General features: G+C 73.8%; 20 protein-coding genes. 11 read left to right on the forward strand and 9 right to left on the reverse strand.

The genetic code is table 11. The annotated features are described in order from the left end of the window. Positions 1–35: 35 nt before the first annotated feature. A complete protein-coding gene (locus ACZ4VA_RS28620; protein WP_356166054.1) occupies positions 36–482 on the forward strand; it encodes an HflX-like GTP-binding protein in 447 nt (148 codons plus the stop codon). A 140-nt stretch (positions 483–622) separates the two neighbouring features. Beyond that, entirely contained in the window at positions 623–2068 is a 1446-nt protein-coding gene (locus tag ACZ4VA_RS28625) for a glyceraldehyde-3-phosphate dehydrogenase (RefSeq protein WP_355794645.1), read from the forward strand. Between the two features lie 163 nt (positions 2069–2231). Here ACZ4VA_RS28625 and ACZ4VA_RS28630 read toward each other — a convergent pair whose 3' ends face one another. Together ACZ4VA_RS28630 and ACZ4VA_RS28635 are read right to left on the reverse strand one after the other, a co-directional pair. Next, complete coding sequence (locus tag ACZ4VA_RS28630) at positions 2232–2678, reverse strand: DUF2267 domain-containing protein (RefSeq protein WP_389391395.1); 447 nt, start codon at positions 2676–2678, stop codon at positions 2232–2234. 173 nt (positions 2679–2851) lie between these two features. Then, positions 2852–3283, reverse strand: a complete 432-nt coding sequence (locus ACZ4VA_RS28635; RefSeq protein WP_355790269.1) for an Hsp20/alpha crystallin family protein — start codon at positions 3281–3283, stop codon at positions 2852–2854. Positions 3284–3430: 147 nt separating this feature from the next. On the opposite strand from ACZ4VA_RS28635, the gene ACZ4VA_RS28640 reads away from it, so the two are divergent. Next, complete coding sequence (locus tag ACZ4VA_RS28640) at positions 3431–4078, forward strand: type III effector protein (RefSeq protein WP_355790266.1); 648 nt, start codon at positions 3431–3433, stop codon at positions 4076–4078. A gap of 80 nt (positions 4079–4158) precedes the next feature. On the opposite strand, the gene ACZ4VA_RS28645 is transcribed toward ACZ4VA_RS28640, so the two are convergent. Further along, positions 4159–4806 carry an HAD family hydrolase gene (locus ACZ4VA_RS28645; RefSeq protein WP_355790263.1) on the reverse strand — a complete coding sequence of 216 codons (648 nt, stop codon included), beginning with the start codon at positions 4804–4806 and terminating at the stop codon, positions 4159–4161. Between the two features lie 289 nt (positions 4807–5095). On the opposite strand from ACZ4VA_RS28645, the gene ACZ4VA_RS28650 reads away from it, so the two are divergent. Then, the gene (locus tag ACZ4VA_RS28650; protein ID WP_468082975.1) at positions 5096–5620 is read left to right on the forward strand and encodes a GNAT family N-acetyltransferase; all 525 of its coding nucleotides are present in this window, start codon (positions 5096–5098) and stop codon (positions 5618–5620) included. A gap of 57 nt (positions 5621–5677) precedes the next feature. Here the strand turns inward: ACZ4VA_RS28650 and ACZ4VA_RS28655 are convergent, their stop codons facing one another. Next, positions 5678–7642, reverse strand: a complete 1965-nt coding sequence (locus ACZ4VA_RS28655; RefSeq protein WP_452924722.1) for a CASTOR/POLLUX-related putative ion channel — start codon at positions 7640–7642, stop codon at positions 5678–5680. Positions 7643–8102: 460 nt separating this feature from the next. Next, complete coding sequence (locus ACZ4VA_RS28660; RefSeq protein WP_468082977.1) at positions 8103–9782, reverse strand: FAD-dependent monooxygenase; 1680 nt, start codon at positions 9780–9782, stop codon at positions 8103–8105. A 473-nt stretch (positions 9783–10255) separates the two neighbouring features. Between ACZ4VA_RS28660 and fusA the strand changes: the two genes are divergently transcribed. Then, on the forward strand, positions 10256–12343 hold the full coding sequence (gene fusA, locus ACZ4VA_RS28665; RefSeq protein WP_356166037.1) for an elongation factor G: 2088 nt from the start codon (positions 10256–10258) through the stop codon (positions 12341–12343). 451 nt (positions 12344–12794) lie between these two features. Here the strand turns inward: fusA and ACZ4VA_RS28670 are convergent, their stop codons facing one another. After that, positions 12795–13331 (reverse strand): hypothetical protein, encoded by a 537-nt coding sequence (locus ACZ4VA_RS28670; protein ID WP_355794981.1) that lies wholly within the window; start codon positions 13329–13331, stop codon positions 12795–12797. A gap of 142 nt (positions 13332–13473) precedes the next feature. Here ACZ4VA_RS28670 and ACZ4VA_RS28675 point away from each other — a divergent pair, with 142 nt between their 5' ends. After that, on the forward strand, positions 13474–13839 hold the full coding sequence (locus ACZ4VA_RS28675) for a cupin domain-containing protein (protein WP_356166033.1): 366 nt from the start codon (positions 13474–13476) through the stop codon (positions 13837–13839). Positions 13840–13932: 93 nt separating this feature from the next. After that, positions 13933–14286 (forward strand): hypothetical protein, encoded by a 354-nt coding sequence (locus tag ACZ4VA_RS28680; RefSeq protein ID WP_356166031.1) that lies wholly within the window; start codon positions 13933–13935, stop codon positions 14284–14286. Between the two features lie 56 nt (positions 14287–14342). On the opposite strand, the gene ACZ4VA_RS28685 is transcribed toward ACZ4VA_RS28680, so the two are convergent. Both ACZ4VA_RS28685 and ACZ4VA_RS28690 read right to left on the reverse strand, forming a co-directional pair. Continuing rightward, on the reverse strand, positions 14343–14993 hold the full coding sequence (locus ACZ4VA_RS28685) for an HhH-GDP family DNA glycosylase (protein ID WP_389391390.1): 651 nt from the start codon (positions 14991–14993) through the stop codon (positions 14343–14345). An 8-nt stretch (positions 14994–15001) separates the two neighbouring features. Continuing rightward, the gene (locus ACZ4VA_RS28690) at positions 15002–15340 is read right to left on the reverse strand and encodes a DUF3140 domain-containing protein (protein ID WP_468082981.1); all 339 of its coding nucleotides are present in this window, start codon (positions 15338–15340) and stop codon (positions 15002–15004) included. A gap of 272 nt (positions 15341–15612) precedes the next feature. Between ACZ4VA_RS28690 and ACZ4VA_RS28695 the strand changes: the two genes are divergently transcribed. From ACZ4VA_RS28695 to ACZ4VA_RS28710, 4 genes are all read left to right on the forward strand, one after another. Further along, positions 15613–16800 (forward strand): thiolase family protein, encoded by a 1188-nt coding sequence (locus tag ACZ4VA_RS28695; protein ID WP_468082983.1) that lies wholly within the window; start codon positions 15613–15615, stop codon positions 16798–16800. Between the two features lie 67 nt (positions 16801–16867). Next, positions 16868–18376 carry a long-chain-fatty-acid--CoA ligase gene (locus tag ACZ4VA_RS28700; protein ID WP_355792855.1) on the forward strand — a complete coding sequence of 503 codons (1509 nt, stop codon included), beginning with the start codon at positions 16868–16870 and terminating at the stop codon, positions 18374–18376. Positions 18377–19220: 844 nt separating this feature from the next. Continuing rightward, entirely contained in the window at positions 19221–19994 is a 774-nt protein-coding gene (locus ACZ4VA_RS28705) for a sulfite exporter TauE/SafE family protein (RefSeq protein WP_356166019.1), read from the forward strand. 59 nt (positions 19995–20053) lie between these two features. Beyond that, positions 20054–20797 (forward strand): cobalt-precorrin-6A reductase, encoded by a 744-nt coding sequence (locus ACZ4VA_RS28710; RefSeq protein WP_468082985.1) that lies wholly within the window; start codon positions 20054–20056, stop codon positions 20795–20797. A 24-nt stretch (positions 20798–20821) separates the two neighbouring features. Here ACZ4VA_RS28710 and ACZ4VA_RS28715 read toward each other — a convergent pair whose 3' ends face one another. Continuing rightward, positions 20822–22930, reverse strand: coding sequence for an MDR family MFS transporter (locus ACZ4VA_RS28715; protein ID WP_468082986.1), 2109 nt, complete (start codon positions 22928–22930; stop codon positions 20822–20824). Between the last annotated feature and the right edge of the window lie 7 nt (positions 22931–22937).

Here is a 22937-nt window from a genome sequence, read left to right on the forward strand (position 1 = left end):
GTCGAGACGCGGGCGTTCACCTCTAGCCTCCAGGCATGTACCGACACCGCCGTACCGGACGCCGCCCGGCACCCCGCACCCGGCAGGCCCAAGTGCGGGTCGTGCCGGCGGACTTCGCGACCGAAGGCGCAGAGGTCGTGATCGTCGGCTACTTCTCGGGCAGGGAGAAGGATCACGCCGCCCAAATGGACGCCGCGGCAAGGGAGTTGAGCGCGCTGGGCGCACGCGTCGTGGGGCGGATCGCGCAGCGGCGCGGCGTCTCGCGCGGCGGGGCCCGGAAGATGGGCCTGCCGCTGTCGCCGCGGACCCTCCTCGGCGGAGGCAAGGCCCGGGAAGCCGCCGCCCTCCGCGAGCGGACCGGTGCCGACGCGGCGGTCTTCCTCTCGCCCCTCTCGCCGCAGCAGCGCCGGGTGCTGACCGAACTGCTCGGCTGCCCGGTGCTGAGTCTCGCCGACCTTCGAGGGCAGGGCCCGTACCGGTGACCGGAACGCCACCTCCCCGGGCGGCTGAGCTGCGGTTTTCCGGGCACGGCGACGACGGTCCCGCCAAGGGGCACCCCCTGCATGATCAAAACGACGGGAGCGTTAACATCTGAGCACCGCCTAGCTCGAAAGATAAACCTGTGACTGTCAACGACGACTCGTTCACCAACTGGAAGAACCGCGAGGAGATCGCGGAGTCGATGATCCCGATCATCGGGAAGCTGCACCGGGAGCGGGACGTGACCGTCCTGCTGCACAGCCGCTCCTTGGTGAACAAGTCGGTGGTCAGCATCCTCAAGACCCACCGATTCGCCCGGCAGATGGCGGGTGAGGAGCTCTCGGTCACCGAGACGCTGCCGTTCCTGCAGACCCTCACCACGCTGGACCTCGGCCCGTCCCAGATCGACATCGGGATGCTCGCCGCGACCTACAAGTCCGACGACCGCGGGCTCTCGGTCGCGGACTTCACCGCCGAGGCCGTCGCCGGCGCCACGGGCGAGAACAAGATCGAGCGCCGCGAGGGACGCGACGTCGTCCTCTACGGGTTCGGCCGCATCGGCCGCCTCGTGGCCCGACTGCTCATCGAGAAGGCCGGCTCGGGCAACGGCCTGCGGCTGCGCGCCGTCGTCGTCCGCCAGGGCGGCGCTCAGGACATCGTCAAGCGCGCCTCGCTGCTGCGCCGCGACTCCATCCACGGCCAGTTCCAGGGCACGATCACCGTCGACGAGGCGAACAGCACGATCATCGCCAACGGCAACGAGATCAAGGTCATCTACGCGAGCGACCCGTCCGAGGTCGACTACACGGCGTACGGCATCAAGGACGCCATCCTCATCGACAACACCGGCAAGTGGCGGGACCGCGAGGGCCTGTCCAAGCACCTGCGGCCCGGTATCGACAAGGTCGTCCTGACGGCGCCGGGCAAGGGTGACGTCCCCAACATCGTGCACGGCGTCAACCACGACACGATCAAGCCCGACGAGCAGATCCTGTCCTGCGCGTCCTGCACCACCAACGCGATCGTCCCGCCGCTGAAGGCGATGGCGGACGAGTACGGCGTCCTGCGCGGCCACGTGGAGACCGTCCACTCGTTCACCAACGACCAGAACCTGCTGGACAATTACCACAACTCGGACCGCCGGGGTCGCTCCGCGCCGCTCAACATGGTCCTCACCGAGACCGGGGCCGCCTCCGCCGTCGCGAAGGCGCTGCCCGACCTCAAGGCGAGGATCACCGGCAGCTCGATCCGGGTGCCGGTGCCGGACGTCTCGATCGCGATCCTGAACCTGCGCCTCGCCCGCGAGACCACGCGCGAGGAGGTCCTCGACTACCTGCGCAACGTGTCGCTGACCTCGCCGCTCAAGCGCCAGATCGACTTCATCAGCGCTCCCGACGCGGTCTCCAGCGACTTCATCGGCTCGCGGCACGCCTCGATCGTGGACGCCGGTGCCACGAAGGTCGAGGGCGACGACGCGATCCTCTACCTCTGGTACGACAACGAGTTCGGCTACTCCTGCCAGGTCATCCGCGTCGTCCAGCACGTGTCCGGCGTGGAGTACCCCACGTACCCGGTCACTGTGAGCTGAGCCGAGGCCGGCCGACTCCGTCGCCGTGCCGGCCGGCACGGCGGCGGCAGACGGCGACAACCGTACGCGGCGTCCTTCCCGGTCGGGGGAGGGGCGCCGCGTACGGCTGTCATGGGCGGGATGCGCGCCCGGCGGATGGCGGGCGTCCGTGCCGGGAGGTCCGTCAGGCCGCCTGGACGAGCTGGGCCCGCCCGAACAACAGGGCGTACCCGTCCGGGAGTTGCCGGATGATCCGGGAGGTCAGGTCGTCGCCGGCGAGGCGGGCGACGACACCGAGGACCGAGCCGGTGTCCCAGCGGGTCGTCGCCGGGGAGCCGCCGGTCCGTTCGGCGAGGTCCTTCACGAAGCCCCAGCCGGTGAGCGGCTTGCCGGAGGGGATCTGCGAGGCGAGGAAGGCTGCGGCCTCGCGGGGCAGCCGGGCGGCGAGTTCGACGCGCTCGTCACCCGTCAGCTGCCGGCCGAGGGCCTCGAGGACGCGGCGGACGACGTCCTCGGCCCGGCGGCGGGTGGGGTAGGCGCCCTCGTAGCGCACCTTTTCCAGCATCTGCTCGAAGGTGACGCCTGCCGCGGGCGCGGCCGGGGCGGCGGGTGCGGGAGAGAGGAGGGTCATGTGAGGTGCGACGTCTTTCCTTGCGTGAGCCGATGTCTGACGTGAGCCGATGCCTGACGTGGAGAGATGGCCGACGTGGGCCGGTTGTCCGCACGTGTAGGTGACCCGTGCGGCCGGGGCCGGGGCGGGGCGCTGGGGCACCGCCCCGGGGTGGCGGGCGTCCGGCCGGCGGTTCAACCGTCGATCTCCTTGCGCTGCCCGGCGCTGCGGACGCTGATCTTCCGGGGCTTGGCCCGCTCGGTGATCGGGATGCGCAGGGTGAGGACGCCGGCCTCGTAGTCGGCCGTGATGTGCTCGGTGTCCAGGGTGTCGGCCAGGACCAGTTGGCGGGAGAAGACGCCCAGCGGGCGCTCGGACAGCTCCGTCTGCGCGTTCTCGGACCGCGCGATGGGGCGGCGCTCGGCCCGCACGGTCAGCATGTTCCGCTCGACGTCGATGTCCAGCGCGTCGGGGTCGATGCCCGGCAGGTCGAAGGCGATCACGTACTCGTCGCCGTCGCGATAGGCGTCCATCGGCATCGCGGAGGGGCGGGACCACGTTCCCGGACCCATCAGATGCTGGGCCAGCCGGTCGAGTTCACGGAACGGGTCGGTGCGCATCAACACGGGAAACACCTCCAGAGGTTCAGGCAGTTGCTGCCAATGCGCTTCACCTGACTCCGTTGTAGCATGTCATCCATCCGACGACAAGTGAGATGTCATCCAGTCGATGACGGCGCCTGACGAGGGCCTGACCGAGACGAAGGAGAGGCGATGAACGACGACGGAACGCCGGCCCCGGCCTCCTTCCTGGCGGCGGCCGCCGCGCTGGAGGCCATCGCGCAGGCCATGCGGACGGCCCGGGACGCCGACGCCTCCTCGACCGACGACCCCGAGCAGGCCATGGCGGCGCTGCTGCTCCTGCGCGAGGTGCGCGAGCAGCTCGCCGGCTGGGAACCGGGTCTCATCGAGACGGCCCGGGAGGCCGGTGCCAGCTGGGCGGACCTCGCCCACCCGCTCGGTGTCTCCAGCCGCCAGGCGGCCGAGCGGCGCTACCTGCGGGTGCGTCCCGGGGAGGCCGGTACGACGAAGGAGCAGCGCGTACGGGCCACCCGTGACCGGCGCGCGGCGGACCGCTCCGTGGCGTCCTGGGCCCACGACCACGCGGCCGCCCTGCGCCAGCTCGCCGGGACCATCACCGCGCTGCCCGACCTGCCCGCGGCGGCGAAGGGCGCGCTGTCCGACCTCCACGCGGCCCTGGGGCACAGTGATCCGGCCCGTCTGCTGGGCCCCCTCACGGCGACGGGACCGCATCTGCGCGGGGCGCATCCCGACCTCGCCGACCGGGTCGGCGACATCGGCCGCCGTACGCGCGAGATGCGCGAGCCCGAACACCGCCGGCGTTCCTCCGACGGGGCGTAGGGCCAGGTCCCGGGGGGTGGCGCCCGTGGGGGCGTACGACCCGACCGGTCGCCCCTCTCGCTCCGGCCCGTCGCGTCCCGTCAGCCGGCGGAGTGCGTGAGCAGGTAGTCGATCGCCTGGGTGACGTCGTCCACGCTGTGGTGGGGGACGGCGAGATCGTCGGGCCAGGTCATGCCGCGGACCCAGATGGGCTGGAGGCCCGCCTTGTATCCGCCCGCGATGTCGTTCTCCGGGTCGTCGCCGATCATCCAGTCGTCCCGGGAGAGCTGGGTGCCGCAGCGGGCCGCCGCGAGCTCGAAGAGACGGGGGTCCGGTTTGCGGACGTCGATGTCGCCGCTGGCCGCGATCCCGTCGACCAGGTCGGCGAGACCGGTGGCGTGGATCTTGGCGCGCTGGATGTCGGACGGCCCGTTCGTCACGACCCCGACTGTCCAGGAGGCGTCCCGGAGACGGGCCAGGCTGTCCAGCACGGCGGGACGGCAGGTGACGGCGGCCGTCATCCGGTCGATGTACGCGCGCCACAGTCCGGCGGCGGACTCGTCCAGGTTGAAGACCTCCCGGAGCCGGGCGAAGTCCTCCGGGCAGGCCCGGTCGGCGAGGTGCGTGAGCATCCAGTGCTCGACGTCGGGCCCGTAGCCGTGCGTGCGGGTGAGGTCCGCGACGGCATCGGCGAACGCGGAACGACGGTCGACCAGGGTTCCGTCCAGGTCGAAAAGGGCCAGGCGCATGCGGCCGACCCTAACCTGACAAGCCACTTCTGTCCCCGACGCGGACGCGCACGCCGAGGCCCGATGGGTCGCCCCGCTCGACGGGGACGCCGAAGGCCGCGACGACCGGAGACACGTCGGCCCGCGCTCGCCCGGACGATCGGCCGGCGTACCCGCGCCGGCCTCCGCGTCCCTCGCCTCCAAGGGACCGCGCAAACCGGCGAGTTGCCCCCACCCGGCCTGCCGAGTCGGCGAGCACCTTCAATGGACCTCACGTCCGGACTCTTTTCTCTACCGAAGGGGACCCGCGGTGCCAGTCGACTGGGTCAAGCTGGAACTCGACACGCGTGCTTTCGACGCGGCACGCTTCGCGCCGTACGTGGAGCGCTGCCGAAGCGCCGGACTCCGGCTGACGACGCTGGCCGAGCTGGGCGACACCCCGGCCCACCGGCGCGCGCTCTACGAGCTCAACAAGGAGTGCTCCGCCGACATCCCGGGCCGCGGCGAGTTCCACACCTTCGACGCGTACCTGCGGCACCGGATCGAGGTTCCCTCCTACGACCCCAGGGGCGTCGTGATCTCGCTCGACGGCGACACCTGGTGCGGGCTCGCCGCTACCTCGGACCGCCGTGGCGCCGGCTGCGTCTTCAACGAGATGACCGGTGTCACGCGGCCCTACCGAGGCCGGGGACTCTCGATCGCCATGAAGACGTACGGCATGCGCTTCGCCGGTCTGTGCGGGGTGGACCGGGTCCGGACCGTCCACCACCCGGAGAACACGGCCGCCATCGAGATGAACCGGCGCCTCGGTTACGTGGACGCCGACTGGGACTGACCGCAGGCACGCGCGCGCAGACGCCGCCGGGCGGGTCGGTCCGGCCCCCGAGGCCGGTCACTGCCGCGTTCGCGGCGGTGAGCCGTGGGCGTCCTCCGGGGTCGGGGTCGGGAGCTGGGCGTCCGGGGGCGGCGGGGTCGGTGGGTCCGTGGCGACCAGGATGACCTGGTCGTCCGGGGTCCACTCGCGTCGCTCCGCCTTGGGCGGGTTGAGGCGGACCCCATGGTCGGGGGGTGTCGCCCGACGGTCGTGGCGGCGGTAGCCGATCGCGCACTCGCCCCGGTCGCGCGCGGCGGCGACGACGGTCGCGAACGTGGTCACGCTCCCCGGGCGGACGTAGTGCCCCGCCGGCCGCAGACAGATCGTGCTGCCGTCGGCGGAGAACAACTCGTCGAACACGGCCGCCAGATGCCGGTTCTGCGCGATCTGCGCCATGAGCAGGCCGGTCAGCTCACCGCTGACGATGACGTCGGAGCCGGGATCGAGGGGCGCCAGCGGCCGGTTGCGGTCGTCGGTCAGCTCGGTGACCACCCGCAGCGGCCGTCCGGTGCGTTCCTCCAGGAGCCGCAGGGCCAGCAGCGTCACCAGCGTCCGGTCGTCCGGGCGGTCCGGTCCGTCGCCCGGGTCGGGTCCGAGGACGACCGTCCCGTCGTACGGGGTGAGGTCGAGTCCGAGCAGGGTCTCGGGCCGCGACAGGGCGGCGGACTGGAACCGTACGGACAGCCGGGAGGCGCCCGACGGCTCCGGCTCCGGCTCCCGGGCCGGCGCGGGCACCGCCCGGTCCGTCACCACGTCGAGCACGGAACCCGGCCGTGCCGTGCGCCGCAGCTGGTCCACGACGAGGGGCGCCCGCCGGTTCCAGCCGAGCAGCAGCAGGTGCGCGGCGTCCTCCGGCGGCGGCGGTACGGTCGCGATCACCGGTCTCTCGACCAGGTGACGGCAGTCCTCCGGGCGTGCCGCCTCCGCGTCGCGGGTGAGGACGATCAGCCGGCTCCCGGGCGCGACCACCGTGTCCGCGGGCGGATTGAGGAGCGGGCGGCCCCGCGGGGTGAGCAGCCCCACCACGCAGGCATCGGCATGGCCCAGCAGGGCGGCGCCGAAGGGGCGTCCGTGGAACGCGTCGGCGTCGGCGAGGTGGAACTCGTCACCGGCGAAGTCGAGCAGGTCGCGCAGGACGAGGGAGAGGCCGGGACGGCCCACGCACTGCGCGATCAGCCGGGCGGTGACCGTGTCGGTGTCCAGGACCGTGCCCCGCGGCCCGGCGGCCAGCCGGGCCGCCGCCCGGTACCGGTCGTCCCGCACCGCCGCGAGGACCGGCGGCCCCTCCGCGCCCTCCCCGAGCACGGCCCGCAGCGCCAACAGCGTCCGCAGCACCTCGGCGTCGGCCGTCGGCTCGCCGGACGGCAGCACCAGCACGGTGCGCGCCGTCCGGGGGCTGACCAGCGCGAGTACGGCCGGATCGCTCGCGGGGCCGCTGCGGCAGATCAGCCGCGTCCGGCCGGGCGGGCCGACGTGAGCGGCCAGCGCCCGCTCCATCTCGGTCTTGTCCCGGTCGGCGAGCAGGACCACCGCCCGGGGCCGGCGCGGGACCTGCGCGGCGACCAGCTCCGCCACGACCGTGAACACCTGGTCCGACCAGCCGAGCACGACGGCGTGGCCCTCCTCCAGGACCGTCGAGCGGCCCCGGCTCAGCTCCGCGAGCCGCTCGGCCAGACCGGTCGTGATGACCCCGACGAGGGTCGACACGCAGAGCAGGGCGACCAGCCCGAGCAGGGCCGCGAGCAGCATGCGCGGCGGCGTACCGTCCACCGCGCCCAGCCGCAGGGTCTCCGCACTGGACCGCCACACCGCCGTCAGCCGGCCCGAGAGCGAACGCGGCGCGCCCGGATCCGTCCACACCAGCAGCGCGCTCACCGGGACGACGACGGCCAGGCAGCTGACGACCAGCCAGCCCATCAGGGAACCGGTGCTGCGGGCCAGCGTACGGTCGAACCGGTAGCGCGCCCGGTCCTGTAACGACACCCGTCGCCGCTCCTCCGGCCGGTCTCCGCCCACGCGCACCCCTCGCCTCGTACCGCACTCGCCACGTCACCCGGCCCGTCGGCACGGACGCGACGCCGCACCGACGGGCAGTGCGCCGCCGGCAGATCCGCTCCGCACAGTGCTTGCTCCGGCACCGGGACACGCGGCTTTCGGGAGGCGATTCATTCTTTCGGGCAGGCGTCCCCGCGAGCGGCGCGGACCCGGTCCGAAGGGTGGCCGGGTCGCCGCGGCCGGTGGGCACGTCCGGCGCGCGAGCGGGTACCCGTACGGGCATGTCGGCCTACCCGTACCACGGCACCTACCAAGGCGCTCCGACCGTCTGGGCGTTCGTCCTCGTCGCGATCCTGATCGCGCTGGTCGTGGGCTGGTACATCTGGCGCCGGCCGTAGGCGCGCCGATGTGACGGGCGGGCGGCGCGGCCCGGGTACCGCGGCGGCCCCTACGCGCGGAAGACCCGTGCGAGGCACGCTGTCAGCGCCCGCGGTGTCGGCGGGTGCAGCCGCGCCGCCAGGTAGCCGTCGGGCCGAACGAGGAAGCCCGTCGGGGTCCGGACCGCGAAGCCGCGCGCGAACTCCCCCTCGGAGTCGCGGTACACGGGAAGCCGCCCCGCCTCGGCCGCCGCGTCCCCAGACGGGACGACGGCGATCGTCTCCACGCGTCCCGGCGCCGACTCGGCCGCCGCGCGGGCCAGTTCGTCGAAGCCCTCGTCCGGGGCGCCCGTCCCGTACAGCAGCAGTACGTGGTCACGCTCCCGGAGCACGTCGTACAGCCGCAGCGCGTTGCGCGCGATCGGGCCGGTGAGGCCGCGGCAGTCCGGGACCCGGTCACCGGGCCTCGGTCCCGCGCCGTCCGCCGCCGGGTCCGGCGAGCCCACGATCGGGCTGCCCCGGTAACCGACGAGGAGCTGCGCCTCGCGCAGCATCAGCGTCGCCGGGTCCTCCGGGTCGGCCTGGACGCCCTCGGCGGCGTGCCGCACGGTACGCCCGACGACCTCCTCGCCCACCGGGCGCCGCTCGGCGTCGTAACTGGCGAGCAGGGCCGGATGCGCCGCCCCCTCGACCGTGAGGGCGAGCTTCCAGGCCAGGTTGAACGCGTCCTGGATGCCGGTGTTCATGCCCTGCGCGCCGGTCGGCGGATGGATGTGCGCGGCGTCGCCGGCGACGAAGACCCGGCCCTCGCCGTACCGGTCCACGATCCGGTGGCTGATGCGGAACACCGAGGACCAGCGGAGGGCCGACGCCGTCACCGGTCGCGGCGACAGGCGGTCGAGCACCTTCTGGATGTCGGCGAGCCCCGGCGCCGGACCGCCGTCGAGCCCGTGCGCCACCGTGTCCCCGCGCGTCTCCGCGTCCCGGGCCCGTCCGGCCGTGGAGAGCGCGGGCGGCACCATGGTCGACACGCGGTACCGGCCGCGCCCCGGCAGCGGGATGCACACCAGGATGTCGTCGACGTCACCGTCCGGTCCGCGGTGCATGGAGCGCACGCCGTAGCCCGCGGGCAGGTCCCAGTCGACCTCGACGTCGGCCAGCATGTACTCGTCCGGGAAGGCGCCCCCCTCGAAGCCGAGACCGAGCCCCTTGCGCACGACGCTGTGCGCGCCGTCGCAGCCGACCAGGTACCGGCACCTGACCTCCTCCTCGCGCCGTACCGGAGCCTCGGCGCCGCCCGGACCGGAGGTGGTGACGAGCCGGGCGGTCACCCCGTCCTCGTCCTGGCGGAACCCCACGAGCTCCGTGCCGCGCTCGACCGGTGTGCCGAAGCGGGCCAGGAACCCTTCGAGGACCCGCTCGGTCTCGTACTGCGGGAGCGCGGCGAAGCCGTACGGCACCTCGGGAGGCAGTACGAGGTCGTACGCGCCCTGCTCGGCGCCGTCGACGTACACCAGCTGTCCGCGCATGGGGACGGCCGCCTCCAGGGCGTCCCGTACGAGGCCCATCCGGTCCCAGACCTCCAGCGTGCGCGGCTGGACGCCCACGGCCTTGGCGTACGGGAGCCGGGCCGGGAGCCGGTCCACGACACGGGCCCGGACCCCGCGCCGCCGCAGTTCCCCGGCCGCCGTGAGCCCGACCGGACCCGCTCCGACGACCAGGACGTCGGTGGTGTGGTCGATGAGCGGCATGGACGCCTCCTGTACGCGCGGCCCGAGCTGCACCCCCTGTCTCTCCCTGTCCATGGTGGGCCGGGGGGCGCCGCGCCGCACCCGGGGTCCGCGTCGGCGGAAAACCACGTGCCCCGCGACCGTCCGGCTCCCTACACTCGCCCCACACCGTGCGCGTCCGACCGTCGCCGCGCACTCCGTGACGAACGAGGGGAGCCCGGCCGTGCGTTGCCACACGACTGCCGCCGTTCCCCGGTCGCGCTACGACGTGATCCTCGTGTCCTCGTCCGGCCGGTGCCCGCTGCGCGGCCGGCACCGGACGCCCGTGACGAACCCCTGACGTCCGCTGATCTGACGGAACGTCAACACCCCTGTCGCACCCGCACGTCGGGCCCCCGCACGCTGTCCCGGGGCCCGACGCGGGCCGCCCGTGGGCGACTTCGTCCGGGAATCGCGCCGCCCTTCTTCCGGCAACGCTCCGAAAGGCACGCGCCGTGCGTACCGACCTGCACCGTCACCTCACCGACCCGCTGACCGCCGTCCGCAATCTGGGCATCCTCGCCCACGTCGACGCCGGGAAGACCACCGTCACCGAGCGGGTCCTCTACCTCACCGGCGCCACGCACAGGCGCGGCGAGGTCCACGACGGCACGACCGTCACGGACTTCGACTCCCAGGAACGCGACCGGGGCATCACCATCTTCGCCGCGGCCGTGAGCTGCGACTGGGACGGACACCGCATCAACCTGATCGACACCCCGGGCCACGTCGACTTCGCCGACGAGGTGGCGCGTTCGCTGCGGGTGCTCGACGGCGCGGTCGCCGTGTTCGACGCCGTCGCGGGCGTCGAGCCGCAGAGCGAGGCGGTGTGGCGGCAGGCCGACCGGTACGGCGTTCCCCGCATCGCCTTCGTCAACAAGCTGGACCGCGTGGGCGCCGACCTCGACGCGGCGGTCGAGTCGATCCGCGAACTGCTCCATCCCGCCCCGCTGGCCGTCCAGTTGCCGATCGGCGCGGAGGGCGCCTTCACCGGTGTCGTGGACCTGCTGCGCATGCGGTCCCTGGTCTGGGCCGACGGCGAGGACACGGCCGCGGAGGGGCCCGTGCCGGAGGACCTGCTCGACGAGGCGCGGCGGCGGCGCAGGCTGCTGGAGGAGGCGGTGGCGGAACTGCATCCGCTCGCGCTGGAGGAGTTCTGCGCGACGTCGGCCCTGTCCGCCGCCACGCTGGCGTCCGCGCTGCGCGACCTGACCCGCAGCGGTGACGGCGTGGTCGTGCTGTGCGGCTCGGCCTACCGCAACCGCGGGATCGAGCCGCTGCTGGACGCCGTGGTGGCCTACCTGCCCTCGCCGCTGGACGTGCCCGCGGCGCGGGGCACCTGGGACGGCACGGAGCAGGAACGGGCCGCCGATCCGGCGGCACCGCTCGCGGCGCTGGCGTTCAAGGTCAACGCGACCGACATGGGCCGCCTGACGTTCCTGCGCCTGTACTCGGGAACGATCCGGAAGGGAGAGACGGTGTGGAACGCGAGCACGCGGCAGAGTGAACGCGTCGGCAGGGTCCTGCGTGTGCAGGCCGACCGGCACGCGCGGTTGGACCGCGCGGTGGCGGGTGACATCGTCGCCGTGATCGGCCTGAAGACGACCCGCGCCGGATCGACCCTGTGCGCGGCCGAGGCGCCCCTGGTGCTCGAACCGCCGACCGTGGCCGACCCGGTGGTCTCCGCGGCCGTCGAGGCGCGCACCGGCACGGACACGGACCGTCTGGCGTCGGCTCTGGCCCGCCTGGTGGAGGAGGACCCCTCGCTGGTCGTCCGGACCGACCCCGAGACCGGCCAGACGACGCTGTCCGGCCTGGGCGAGCTGCACCTGGAGGTGGCGGTGGAGAAGGTCCGCCGCGCCCACGGTCTGGACGTCCGTGTCGGTCGGCCGAGGGTGGCGTACCGGGAGACCGTCGTACGCGGGGTGAGCGGGCTGGTGTACCGGCACGTCAAACAGGACGGCGGCGCGGGCCAGTTCGCCCATGTCGTCCTCGACGTGGAACCGCTCGACGGCGACGACGCCGGCGCGACGGGCTTCGCGTTCCGGTCGGCCGTCGTCGGCGGACGGGTGCCGCAGGAGTACGTGCGCGCGGTGGAGGCGGGCTGCCGTGACGCGCTGGCGGAGGGGCCGCTCGCGGGTCACCCGGTGACGGGGCTGCGGGTGGTGCTGACCGACGGGGCGACGCACGTGAAGGACTCCTCGGAGACGGCGTTCCGTGCCGCGGGCCGGTTCGCGCTCCGGGAGGCTCTGCGGGCGAGCACGATGGGGCTGCTGGAGCCGGTGGCCGACGTCACGGTCACCGTCCCGGGCGACGCCGTGGGCGGGGTGCTGGGTGACCTGGCCACGCGCCGGGGCCGGGTGGGCGGCTCCACCACACGTGGGGGAGCCGCGGTGATCGCGGCCACGGTGCCGCTGGCCGAGCTGTTCGGCTACGCGACGCGGCTGCGGAGCCGTACCCAGGGCCGGGGAGTCTTCACCACCCGGCCCGCCGGATACGCCCCGGCCCCGCTTCCGGCGCCTCGCGCGACACCGGCCCGGTGACGCGCGGACGGTCCCGCCCCGCAGAGGGGCGGGACCGTCCTGCCGGGAGCCGGGAGCCGGGAGCCGGGAGCCGGGAGCCGGTGGCCGGTGGCCGGTGGCCGGGGGTCGGGCCGGTGGGTCCGCCCACGGGCGGTGCGGCCGGCGTTACCGGGCGTCGTGAGCCCGCGGACGCCGGCCTCCGTCCCCCGCCCGGCGAGGGCGTCGACGCGGCGCTGACCCGCGCGTCGGCGACAGCCGGTCCCGTGGCCTCGCCCCCGTCAGGCGGACGGGAAAACCGCGACCCGGTCAGGCGGACGGGAAAACCGCGGCCCGGTCAGGCGGACGGGAAAACCGCGGCCCGGTCAGGCGGACGGGAAAACCTCGACCCCGTCAGACGGACCGGAACACCGCGACCCCGTCAGACGGACCGGAGAACCGCGCCCCGGTCAGGCGGCCGGAAAACGGGGCCCGGTCAGGCGGACCGGAACGTCGTCCTGCTCTGCTGGACGCGCAGCGCCTCCAGCGTGCTCAGCTGGCGGGTCGCGCGCTCCAGGAGTTCGTCGAACCGCCGCGCCTCCAGGCGCTCGTCGCTCTCGGCGAGCAGACGCAGCAGCCGCCACGCCGAAGCCTTGGCCTCCACCCCGAGCCGCAGCGCCTCCAGTTCCAGCACGGAACTGAGCGGGGAACGCCGTACGAGGTGGCCGTTGGCCTTGAGGCGGCCCAGCCGTTCGCCGAGCCGGCCCGCCAGGACCTTGTACCGCCGGACGGGCACGTCGAGCCGCCGCATGACGTCGAGCAGGGCCGCCCGGTCCTCGGCGATCTCCGCGGCGACCGGCTCCACGGCGGCGCCGAGCACCGAGCCGTGCAGGGACCCGGCCATGTACCGGGCGCGTTCGGCGCCCGCGGTGGCGGCGCTCAGGTGGTCGTTGAGGTAGATGCCGAGCAGCTCGGTGCGGGTGTTCCGGCCGCGGGTGCGGACGGCGGGCGAGGGGGGAGTGTCGGTGGTCATGCGCGCCGAGTACCCGGGTCACGCGGTACGACCCGGAGGTCCGGCGTTCCTGTGTCGCGCCCCGCACGCCCCGGGCGCAGGCTGGAGGAGAGGCGGAGTTTTCCCAGGTCCGGCCGACGACCCGGCCGGCGGAGGAGGAGCCATGACGGCCACGACACGCAGCGAGACGCCCGTCGCGATCGAGGGCGGGGGAGTGGAACTGCGCACGCGGGAGATCGGTGGCGACATGTCGGTGGCGTACGCGCGGTTCCCGAAGGGCACGGACATGGCGCCCGCCCTCAAGGGCCTGCCCGGCGATCTGTGCCAGTGCCCGCACTGGGGGGTCCTGCTCAAGGGACGCCTGAGAATGCGCACCGCGGACGGCGAGGAGACCTACGAGGCCGGACAGGCGTTCTACTGGGCGCCCGGCCACGCTCCGGAGGCCCTGGAGGACTGCGAGTACGTCGACTTCTCGCCCACCACGGAGTTCCACGAGGTCATCGGCCACATCACGGCACAACAGGGCTGACGCCCGCCGGTCGGCGCGCGCGGATCGCCCGGCACCGTACAACCCTGTGCCCCGGTCGGGCGTCCACCCAACATGAGCCGAGGACGTCATGACGTGACCCCGTGCAGCGCCGCGCCCCTCGTCCCGCTGGCCCGGGTCTGGCTGTTCGACCTGGTGTACGGAGCCTGCGTGGCGGCCGCCGGCTGGCGCGACGCGGTGGACTTCATGGTCGTCATCGCGATGCTCGGGATGGCCGACGCCATCGACGAGAAGGTGCGGCACGGCTGGTGGGCCCTCGCCGCCGGAGTGGCGGCAGGCACGTCCGTCCTCCCTCTCGCGCGGGAGGCCGGTCTCGGCTCTGAGGACTCGCCGTGGGCCGCCTACCCCGTCTTCGCCGCGGCGTCCCTGGCCGCCCTCGCGGTGTTCGCGGCGGTGACGCGGCTGCCCGGCCGCGCCCGCGCCACATAGTTCTCCCGGCCTCCGTCGCCTTCGACGAGGGCGTCCACGACGCTCTCGCCCTTACGTCACTCCGCGGCCTCCAGCACGTCCTCGGCCACCCGTCGGTCCAGTGCCGCGCGGACCAACGCGGCGGCCAGGACGGCGGGTTCGGTGTCCCCGGCGAGCTCGGTGAGGCGGTCGGCGTCCTCCGGAAGGCCGAGCCGCCGGGCGCCGGACAGTGCCTTCGCGTCGACGTAGGGCGCCGTCCCGGGCCAGACGCGCTGGACCTCGCGCAGGAAGATGTCCGCGCCCGCGGGCCCGATCCCGGGCAACTCCCGCAGGAGCGTGCGCAGTCTCGCCAGGTCGCCGTCGGCCTCGTCCCGCATGCGCCGCAGGTCACCGCCCCAACGCTCCATCAGCAGACGTGCGCCGTCCGCGAGTTGTGTCGCGGTGCGTTCGTCGTAGCGCCGGTAGCCGCCGGCGCCGAGCGCGTCGATCCGTCGCCGCCGGGGCGACTCCGCCATGCCGCGGGGGTCGCGCAGTCCCGCGTCGTACAGGGCGCGGGCGGTCGCGACGGCGACGGAGGCGCGGATGCGCGCGCTCAGCAGCGAGGCCAGGACGAGGGTGCGGTACAGCGGCCGCGGGGTGTCGCGCAGCGTGATGCCCGCCTCCTCGGCGTACGTGCGGCCGCAGGAGGCGACGAGTGCCTCGGTCACGCGGCGCTGCCTGTCGTCCACGGCTCACCTCACTGCGGCGACCTGAGCGCGTCGTGCCCCAGGGTCATCAGCCGGTGGCGCCGTCGCTCGTCGTCGGCCAGGGGCTCCTTCTCCGCCTCGGTCTCGGCGGTTACGGTGTCCACGACCTCGTACATGACGCGGACGTCGTCGTCCGTGAGATCCGTGCGCCGCTTCTGCAGGATGGCGAGCACGTGCTGACCGGTCGGTGTGCCCGCGTGCTCCGGAAGCGGTTCGGCGTTCTCGTCGGCGTCGCGGACCCGCAGCCACGTGGCGAGTTCCTGCGAGGTCATGTTCACCACGCGGTGGAACTCCTCCCACAGGGCGTCGAGTTCGAGGGCGTCGGTCATCGTGCGCTCCTTCCGGGCGGGCCGGTGTTCCCGTGCGCGCGGTTCCGGTCGCCGCGCTGCCGGTCCCCGGCCGGGGACATCCGTTCCGCTTTCCCGCGCGGGTGCCCAGGACGGATGGGCGGAAACCGGACCTGATCGAATCCGGCCTGTACCGTCGGGGCCGGTTCCCGGGAGGTCTTCCCAGGTGCCGGGGCCGCGGTCTATAGTCCAAAACTAGCAGTGCTAATTAATGTGGTCCTCGTCATAGTCCGGTGTCCGTCAGGAGTCCTGTCGTGCGTCCCGTCCACTTCGCGGCTGCCCGCCGCACCCCCATCGGCAAGCTGCGCGGAGCCCTCTCTGCCGTCCGCCCCGACGATCTCGCCGCGGCCGTCCTGCGCGCCCTCCTCGCCGACGCGTCCGCCCTCGACCCGGCCCGGATCGACGACGTCTACTGGGGCGCCGCCAACCAGGCGGGCGAGGACAACCGCAACGTCGCCCGCATGGCCGCCCTGCTGGCCGGGCTGCCCGAGACCGTGCCCGGCGCTACCGTCAACCGGCTGTGCGCCTCCGGCCTGGAGGCCGTCACCACGGCGGCCCGCACGATCGCCGCGGGCGAGGCGGACGTCGTGCTCGCCGGCGGTTCCGAGTCCATGAGCCGGGCCCCCTTCGTGCTGCCCCGCCCCGACGAGGCGCTGCCGCACCGCATCGAGACCGTCGACACCCGGCTCGGCTGGCGCCTGGTCAACCCGGCGATGAAGGACCTGCACGGCGTGCTCTCCATGGGCGAGACCGCAGAGGAGGTCGCCGAGCGGTACGGCGTCCCGCGCGAGCGCCAGGACGAGTTCGCGCTGCGCAGCCACCAGCGCGCCGCCGACGCCCGCAAGAACGGGTACTTCGACGCCGAGCTGCTGCCCGTCACCCGGCCCGACGGAGTCGTGGTGGACACCGACGAGTGCGTCCGCGAGGACACCTCGTACGAGAAGCTGTCCCGGCTCAAGCCCGTGTTCCGCCCCGGCGGCACGGTCACCGCGGGCAACGCCTCGCCGATGAACGACGGCGCCGCGGGACTCCTCCTCGTCAGCGAGGACGCGCTGCACGAGCTGGGCCTGGAGTCCCTCGGCCGGTACGTCGCCGGCGCCTCCGCCGGCGTCCACCCCGACGTCATGGGCATCGGGCCGGTGCCCGCGACCGAGAAGGCGCTCGGACGCGTCGGCTGGACGGTCGGCGACATCGAGGAGGCCGAGTTCAACGAGGCGTTCGCCGCCCAGGCCCTGGCCTGCGTGGACCGGCTCGGCATCGACCCGGAGCTCGTCAACCCGACGGGCGGCGCGATCGCCCTCGGCCACCCCCTGGGCTGCTCGGGCGCCCGCATCCTCACGACCCTGCTGCACCGCATGCGGCGCTCCGGCGCGGGCCGCGGCCTCGCCACGATGTGCGTCGGTGTCGGGCAGGGCAGCGCGGTGCTCGTCGAGCGCGCCTGAGCGACCGCACCGCGCACCGAACGACCTGGTCCAGAGCCGCACCAGCACGGAAACGGAGCACTCCTCCATGGCAACCCTGTCCCTCGCCGCGATCCTCGCCGAGAACGCCCGCCGCCGCCCCGACCGGACGGCGCTCGTCGAAGGCGACCTGCGTCTCACCTTCGCCGAGGTGTGGCGGCGCGCACTGGCCCAGGCCGGCGCCCTCGCCGGGCTCGGCGTACGGCCGGGGGACCGGGTGGCGCTCATGGCGCCCAACACCGCCGAGTTCCCGCAGGCCTACTACGCGATCGCGGCGGCGGGCGGCGTGGTCGTCCCCGTCCACCTGCTGCTGTCCGCCGACGAGGTCGAGCACGTCCTGAAGGACAGCGGCGCGACCCTGCTGCTGTGCCACCCGGCTCAGGCCGAGACCGGGACGGCGGCGGCCCGCGCGACAGGCGTGCCCGCCGTGACCCTCGGCGGCGAGTTCGAGGACCTCGCCGCACGGGCCGAGCCGCTGCCGTCGTACGTCACCCGCCAGGCCGACGACCCCGCCGTCGTCTTCTACACCAGCGGCACCACCGGCGTCCCCAAGGGCGCCGTGCTCAGCCACTTCAACCTGGTGATGAACGCGACCGTCAACGCCTTCGACGCCAACGACATCCGGCCCGACGACATCGCCCTCGGCGCGCTCCCGTTGTTCCACGCCTTCGGCCAGACGGTCTCCATGAACTCCACCTGGCGGGCGGGCGCGACCCTCGTCCTGCTGCCCCGCTTCGACGCGGCGCGCGCCGTCGAGCTGATGGTGAAGGAGGGCGTCAACACCTTCCACGGCGTCCCCACGATGTTCGTCGCGCTGGCCGCCGTCGCCGGCTCCATGGACGCGCTCCCCGACCTCAGGGTGTGCATCTCCGGCGGCGCCTCGCTGCCGGTCGCCGTCCTGGAACGCTTCGAGGAGGCCTTCGGCGCGAAGATCTACGAGGGGTACGGACTGTCCGAGACCTCGCCGACCGCGACCGTGAACCAGCCCCTGTTCGGCACCCGGGCCGGCACCATCGGGCACCCGCTGTGGGGTGTGGACGTGGAGATCGCGCGCGCCGAGGTCGAGGGCCGCGTCGAACTGCTGCCGCCGGGGGAGCTCGGCGAGGTCGTCATCCGCGGGCACAACGTCTTCTCCGGGTACCTGGGCCGGCCCGAGGCCACCGCGGAGGCCGTGGTCGACGGCTGGTTCCGCACCGGCGACCTGGGCACCAAGGACGACGACGGGTTCCTGCGGATCGTCGACCGCAAGAAGGACGTCGTCATCCGCGGCGGCTTCAACGTCTACCCGCGGGAGGTCGAGGAGGTCCTCATGCGCCATCCCGGGGTGGCCCAGGTCGCGGTGATCGGCCTGCCCGACGAACTGCACGGCGAGGAGGTCTGCGCGGTCGTCGTCCCCCAGCCGGGGGCCACGCCGGACGCCGCCGGGATCACCGAGTGGTCCAAGGAGCACCTGGGCCGGCACAAGTACCCGCGCCGGGTGGAGTTCACCGACGAACTGCCACTGGGCCCGAGCATGAAGATCCTGAAGCGGGAGCTACGGTCCCGCTACGCGAGCTGACCCACCCGGCACGGCGAACGTCCGGCGCCCCCTCGGCGAGCGATGGCCGCCAGGTCCCGTACACAGGGGTGGATGCCGGCCCCGGGGCGAGGACCGGTCCGCCGCCCCGGCGAGGAAGCGTCCGTGCGACTCCCTCGCGGGGCGCGGTGAGCGTCTGCCGCCTCCCGGCGGGGAGATCGTCCGGCGGGACACCGCACGCCGGGAGCGTCCGCTCCCCCGGGCGAGGGGCCGTCCGCCGCCCCGGCGAGGGAGCGGTCCGCGCGACTCCCCGCGCGGGGCGTCCGCCGGACCTCCGGCGAGGAGCCGTCCGGCGTCCGGCGCGGTGAGCGTCTATCGCCTCCCTGCGGGGGATCGTCCGCCGGATTCCCAGGAGTTGTCCGCCGAGCCTCGGGCAAGGGGCTGTGCGGTGTTCCGGCAGGGGATTGTCGGGCGGGACGCCGCACGCCGGGAGCGTCCGCAGCCCCGGCGAGGAAGCGTCCGCGCGACTCCCCGCGCGGGGTGTCCGCGGGGGCTGCCCGGCGTCCGCCGCGCTGAGCGCCTGCCGCCTCCCGGCGGAGGTTCGTCCGCCGGCCACCCACGCGGAGCGTCCGCCGAGCCCCGGGCGAGGAGCGGTCCCCCGTCCCGGCGACGGGTCACCCGCAGGCTTCCCACGCGGGGAGATCCACCGGCCCCCGGGCGAGGAGCCGTCCCGCCGCCCCGGCCAGGCGCCGTCCACCGTCCCGGTGAGGCCCCCTCCGTCCGCCCTCGCGCAGAGGGGACCCATGACCCGCCGCCCCCGGTTCCGGGGTCCCCCGGCGGCCCGCCCCCGTCCGGCGGGATAGGTGGGCATAGCATCGGTCCCCGCATGAACACGATGACGCTCTGGCACATATCCCTCTGGGAGTTCGCCGCCCTCGCCGCGGCGGCCCTGCTCGTCGGCTTCTCGAAGACCGCGGTGAGCGGGGCCAACACGGTCAGCCTCGCGATCTTCGCCGCCGTCCTGCCGGCCCGCGCCTCCACCGGCGTGCTCCTGCCCATCCTGATCGTCGGCGACGTCCTCGCCGTCCTGACCTACCGGCGGCACGCCCACTGGCCCACGCTGTGGCGGCTGTTCCCCGCGGTCGCCGCGGGCGTCGTCCTCGGCACGCTGTTCCTGGTGTGGGCCGACGACGGGGTGGTCCGGACGTCCATCGGCGCCATCCTGCTGTTCATGGCGGCGGTCACCCTGTGGCGCCGCCGCGCGGACGGCCCGGACCAGGACCCGGACTCCGTGGCCACGCGCACCGGCCGGATCAAGGCCCGTTCGTACGGGGTCCTCGGCGGCTTCACCACGATGGTCGCCAACGCGGGCGGTCCCGTGATGTCGCTGTACCTGCTCTCCGCGGGCTTCCGCAAGCTCGGCTTCCTCGGCACCTCGGCGTTCTTCTTCCTCATCGTCAACGTCTCCAAGGTGCCCTTCAGCGTCGGGCTCGGCCTGATCGACGGGCACTCGCTGCTCCTCGACGCGGCGCTCGCGGCCTTCGTGGTGCCGGGGGCCCTGCTCGGCAAGTGGGCCGTGCACCGCATCAACCAGCGGCTGTTCGAGCAGCTCGTGATCGCCGCGACGATCGTCGGCGGCGTCCAGCTCCTGCTGCGCTGACCCGTGCCGGACGGCACGTGGCGCGGAAGCGGACCCCTCGCCCCCGTACGCTCGTCGGTATGTCCCGGCACATCCTGGTCCTCGGCGGCACGACCGAGGCGCGCGAGCTCGCCGCCCGCCTGGCCGAGAGGCCCGGAGTTCGGGTGACGACCTCCCTCGCCGGGCGCGTGTCCCGGCCGGGGGCCCTCGACGGAGACGTGCGTGTCGGCGGGTTCGGGGGCGCGGACGGACTCGCGGCCTGGCTGCGCGAGCACCACGTGGCCGCCGTGGCCGACGCCACGCACCCCTTCGCCGCGGGCATCACCGCGAACGCGGCGCGGGCCGCGGCGGCCACCGGCGTCCCAGCCGTGGTCCTGCGCCGTCCGGGCTGGACTCCGGGCCCCGGAGACGTCTGGCACCCGGTCGCGACCCTGGCCGAGGCCGCCGAGGCGCTTCCCCGCCTCGGCCGCCGCGTCTTCCTCACCACGGGCCGGCTGGGCCTCGCGGCCTTCGCGGAGCTGTCCGCGCTGCACTTCCTCGTCCGGTCCGTCGAGGCGCCCGGGCCGCCGATGCCGCCGCGGACGCGGGTACTGCTGGCCCGCGGTCCGTTCACCGCGGCCGGCGAGACCGCGCTGCTGCGCGAGCACCGCATCGACGTCCTGGTGACGAAGGACAGCGGGGGAGAGGCGACCGCGGCCAAGCTCACCGCCGCCCGCGAACTCGGCGTGCCGGTCGTCGTCGTACGCCGTCCGCCGCTGCCGGAGGGCGTCCTCGCGGTGCCCGACGTGGCCGCCGCGCTGGACCGCCTCGGCCTCGCCCCGTAGACCCGGCGGGACCACGGGGCCGCCCTAGGGAACGGGCGCCTTCGCCGCGTCCGGCGCACCGGTGGCGGCCAGGGCCCGGTTCGGTCCCGGCAGGCCGGTGGCCAGGTCCTCGGCGAGAAGCCGCTTGGCGATGGTGTCGACAGCGGCCCGCAGATCCGCGCCCGAGGGACGGCCGTGGTCCCGCTCCACCCGCTCCGCCAGCCAGTCGCCCCACGCCCGGCTGATGACGGCCGCCTCGCGCCGGCCCGCCTCGGTGTGGGAGAACAGCGAACCGTGCCGGGTGAGATAACCCTCCTCGACCATCCGGTCGAAGACCGGCACGAGGACTTCCGGCGGCAGATGGCGCCGGGCGGCGATCAGCCCGAGCCCGGCGTGGCCGACCATCCGTGTGAACAGCTCGACCTGCATCACGGCCCACGCCCCCGCGACGTCGAGACGGGTGTCGGACTCCAGCACGACGCGGCGCGCGGTGTCCAGCTCCGTACCGCCGATGATCTTCCCGACGGTGGCCTCCAGGAGCAGCTGCGAATCCGCGGTGGACGGCGACGCGAAGCCCTCGCCCATGTCCGTCGAACCCCTGCGCGCGCTGTCCCGCAGCTCCACCTGCTTGAGGAACAGGGCGACGACGAACCCGAGCAGCGCGACCGGCACCGCCCACAGGAAGACGGTGTGGAGGGTGTCGGCGTACGCCTGGACGACCGGCTCGGCGACCGGCGGCGGCAGCCCGTGCAGACCCTGGGGGCTCTGGGCGGCCCGCGCCACGACGGCCGGGTCGGCGCCCGCGGAACTGCTCGCGGCCTTCACGCCCTCCCGCAGGTTCGGTGTGAGCGCGTTCGTGTAGACGGTGCCGAACACGGCGGTGCCGAAGGAGCTGCCGAGCGTGCGGAAGAACGTCACCCCCGAGGTCGCCGTGCCGAGGTCGGAGTACTCCACGGTGTTCTGCACGGCGATCGTCAGCACCTGCATGCTCAGGCCGATCCCGGTGCCCAGGACGAACATGTAGAGCGACGCGAGCCAGGCGCCGGTGTCCGGCCCCATCAGCGAGAGCAGATACAGCCCGAGGGCCATCACCAGCGAGCCGACGATCGGGAACACCCGGTAGTGCCCGGTCTTGCTGACCACGTTGCCGCTGAACACCGACGCGATGAGCAATCCGATCACCAGGGGCAGCGTGCGCACCCCGGAGACGGTCGCCGAGTCGCCGTCGACGTACTGGAGATAGGTCGGCAGATAGGTCAGCGCGCCGAGCATCGCGAAGCCCACGACGAAGCTGAGGACGGAGCAGACCGTGAACACGGGATTGCCGAACAGCCGCATCGGCAGCATCGGTTCGGCGGCGCGGGTCTCGACCACGCAGAACAGGCCGAGCGCGATCAACCCGCCCACGAACAGGCCGATGATGACGCCCGAGCCCCACGCGTACTGGTTGCCGCCCCAACTCGTCGCCAGGATCAGGGCACTCGCGCCGGCCGCGACGAGGGCGATGCCCAGGTAGTCGATCACCGGGCGCAGCGCCGACTTCACGGCGGGGATCGTCCGGGCGGCCGCGACGACCACGGCGATCGCGATGGGCACGTTGACGTAGAAGGCCCAGCGCCACGACAGGTGATCGGTGAACAGCCCGCCCAGCAGCGGCCCGACGACGGTGGCCACCCCGAACACCGCGCCGATCGCGCCCTGGTACTTGCCCCGCTCCCGCAGCGGGATCACATCGGCGATCAGCGCCATCGCCGTGACCATGAGCCCGCCGGCGCCGATCCCCTGCATCCCCCGCCACAGGATCAGCATCGTCATGTTGGCGGCCAGGCCGCACAGGAACGAGCCGGTGATGAAGACGACCGCCGACGCCTGGAAGACCACCTTGCGGCCGAAGAGATCGCCGAACTTGCCGACCAGGACCGTGGAGACGGTCTCGGCCAGCAGATACGCGGTGACGACCCACGACATGTGCTCCGCGCCGCCCAGGTCCGACACGATCGTCGGCAGGGCCGTCCCCACGATGGTCTGGTCGAGCGCCGCCAGCAGCACACCCAGCATGATCGTCACGAAGACGACGTTGCGGCGCCGCTTGTCCAGGACCGGGGGAGCGGGCTCCGGAGCGGTGGGCGGTGCGGATTCCGTCGTGGTCGTCACAGGGCCA

It is taken from the genome of Streptomyces sp. NPDC028308 (genome assembly GCF_055565855.1).

Bases quoted from the DNA above. Each gene is read 5' to 3' on its own strand.
- ACZ4VA_RS28630 (WP_389391395.1), bottom strand. From the start codon at position 2,678: ATGACCCTCCTCTCTCCCGCACCCGCCGCCCCGGCCGCGCCCGCGGCA.
- ACZ4VA_RS28700 (WP_355792855.1), top strand. From the start codon at position 16,868: ATGGCAACCCTGTCCCTCGCCGCGATCCTCGCCGAGAACGCCCGCCGC.
- ACZ4VA_RS28710 (WP_468082985.1), top strand. From the start codon at position 20,054: ATGTCCCGGCACATCCTGGTCCTCGGCGGCACGACCGAGGCGCGCGAG.
- ACZ4VA_RS28640 (WP_355790266.1), top strand. From the start codon at position 3,431: ATGAACGACGACGGAACGCCGGCCCCGGCCTCCTTCCTGGCGGCGGCC.
- ACZ4VA_RS28705 (WP_356166019.1), top strand. From the start codon at position 19,221: ATGAACACGATGACGCTCTGGCACATATCCCTCTGGGAGTTCGCCGCC.
- ACZ4VA_RS28620 (WP_356166054.1), top strand. From the start codon at position 36: ATGTACCGACACCGCCGTACCGGACGCCGCCCGGCACCCCGCACCCGG.
- ACZ4VA_RS28670 (WP_355794981.1), bottom strand. From the start codon at position 13,331: ATGACCACCGACACTCCCCCCTCGCCCGCCGTCCGCACCCGCGGCCGG.
- ACZ4VA_RS28675 (WP_356166033.1), top strand. From the start codon at position 13,474: ATGACGGCCACGACACGCAGCGAGACGCCCGTCGCGATCGAGGGCGGG.
- ACZ4VA_RS28690 (WP_468082981.1), bottom strand. From the start codon at position 15,340: ATGACCGACGCCCTCGAACTCGACGCCCTGTGGGAGGAGTTCCACCGC.
- ACZ4VA_RS28645 (WP_355790263.1), bottom strand. From the start codon at position 4,806: ATGCGCCTGGCCCTTTTCGACCTGGACGGAACCCTGGTCGACCGTCGT.
- ACZ4VA_RS28660 (WP_468082977.1), bottom strand. From the start codon at position 9,782: ATGCCGCTCATCGACCACACCACCGACGTCCTGGTCGTCGGAGCGGGT.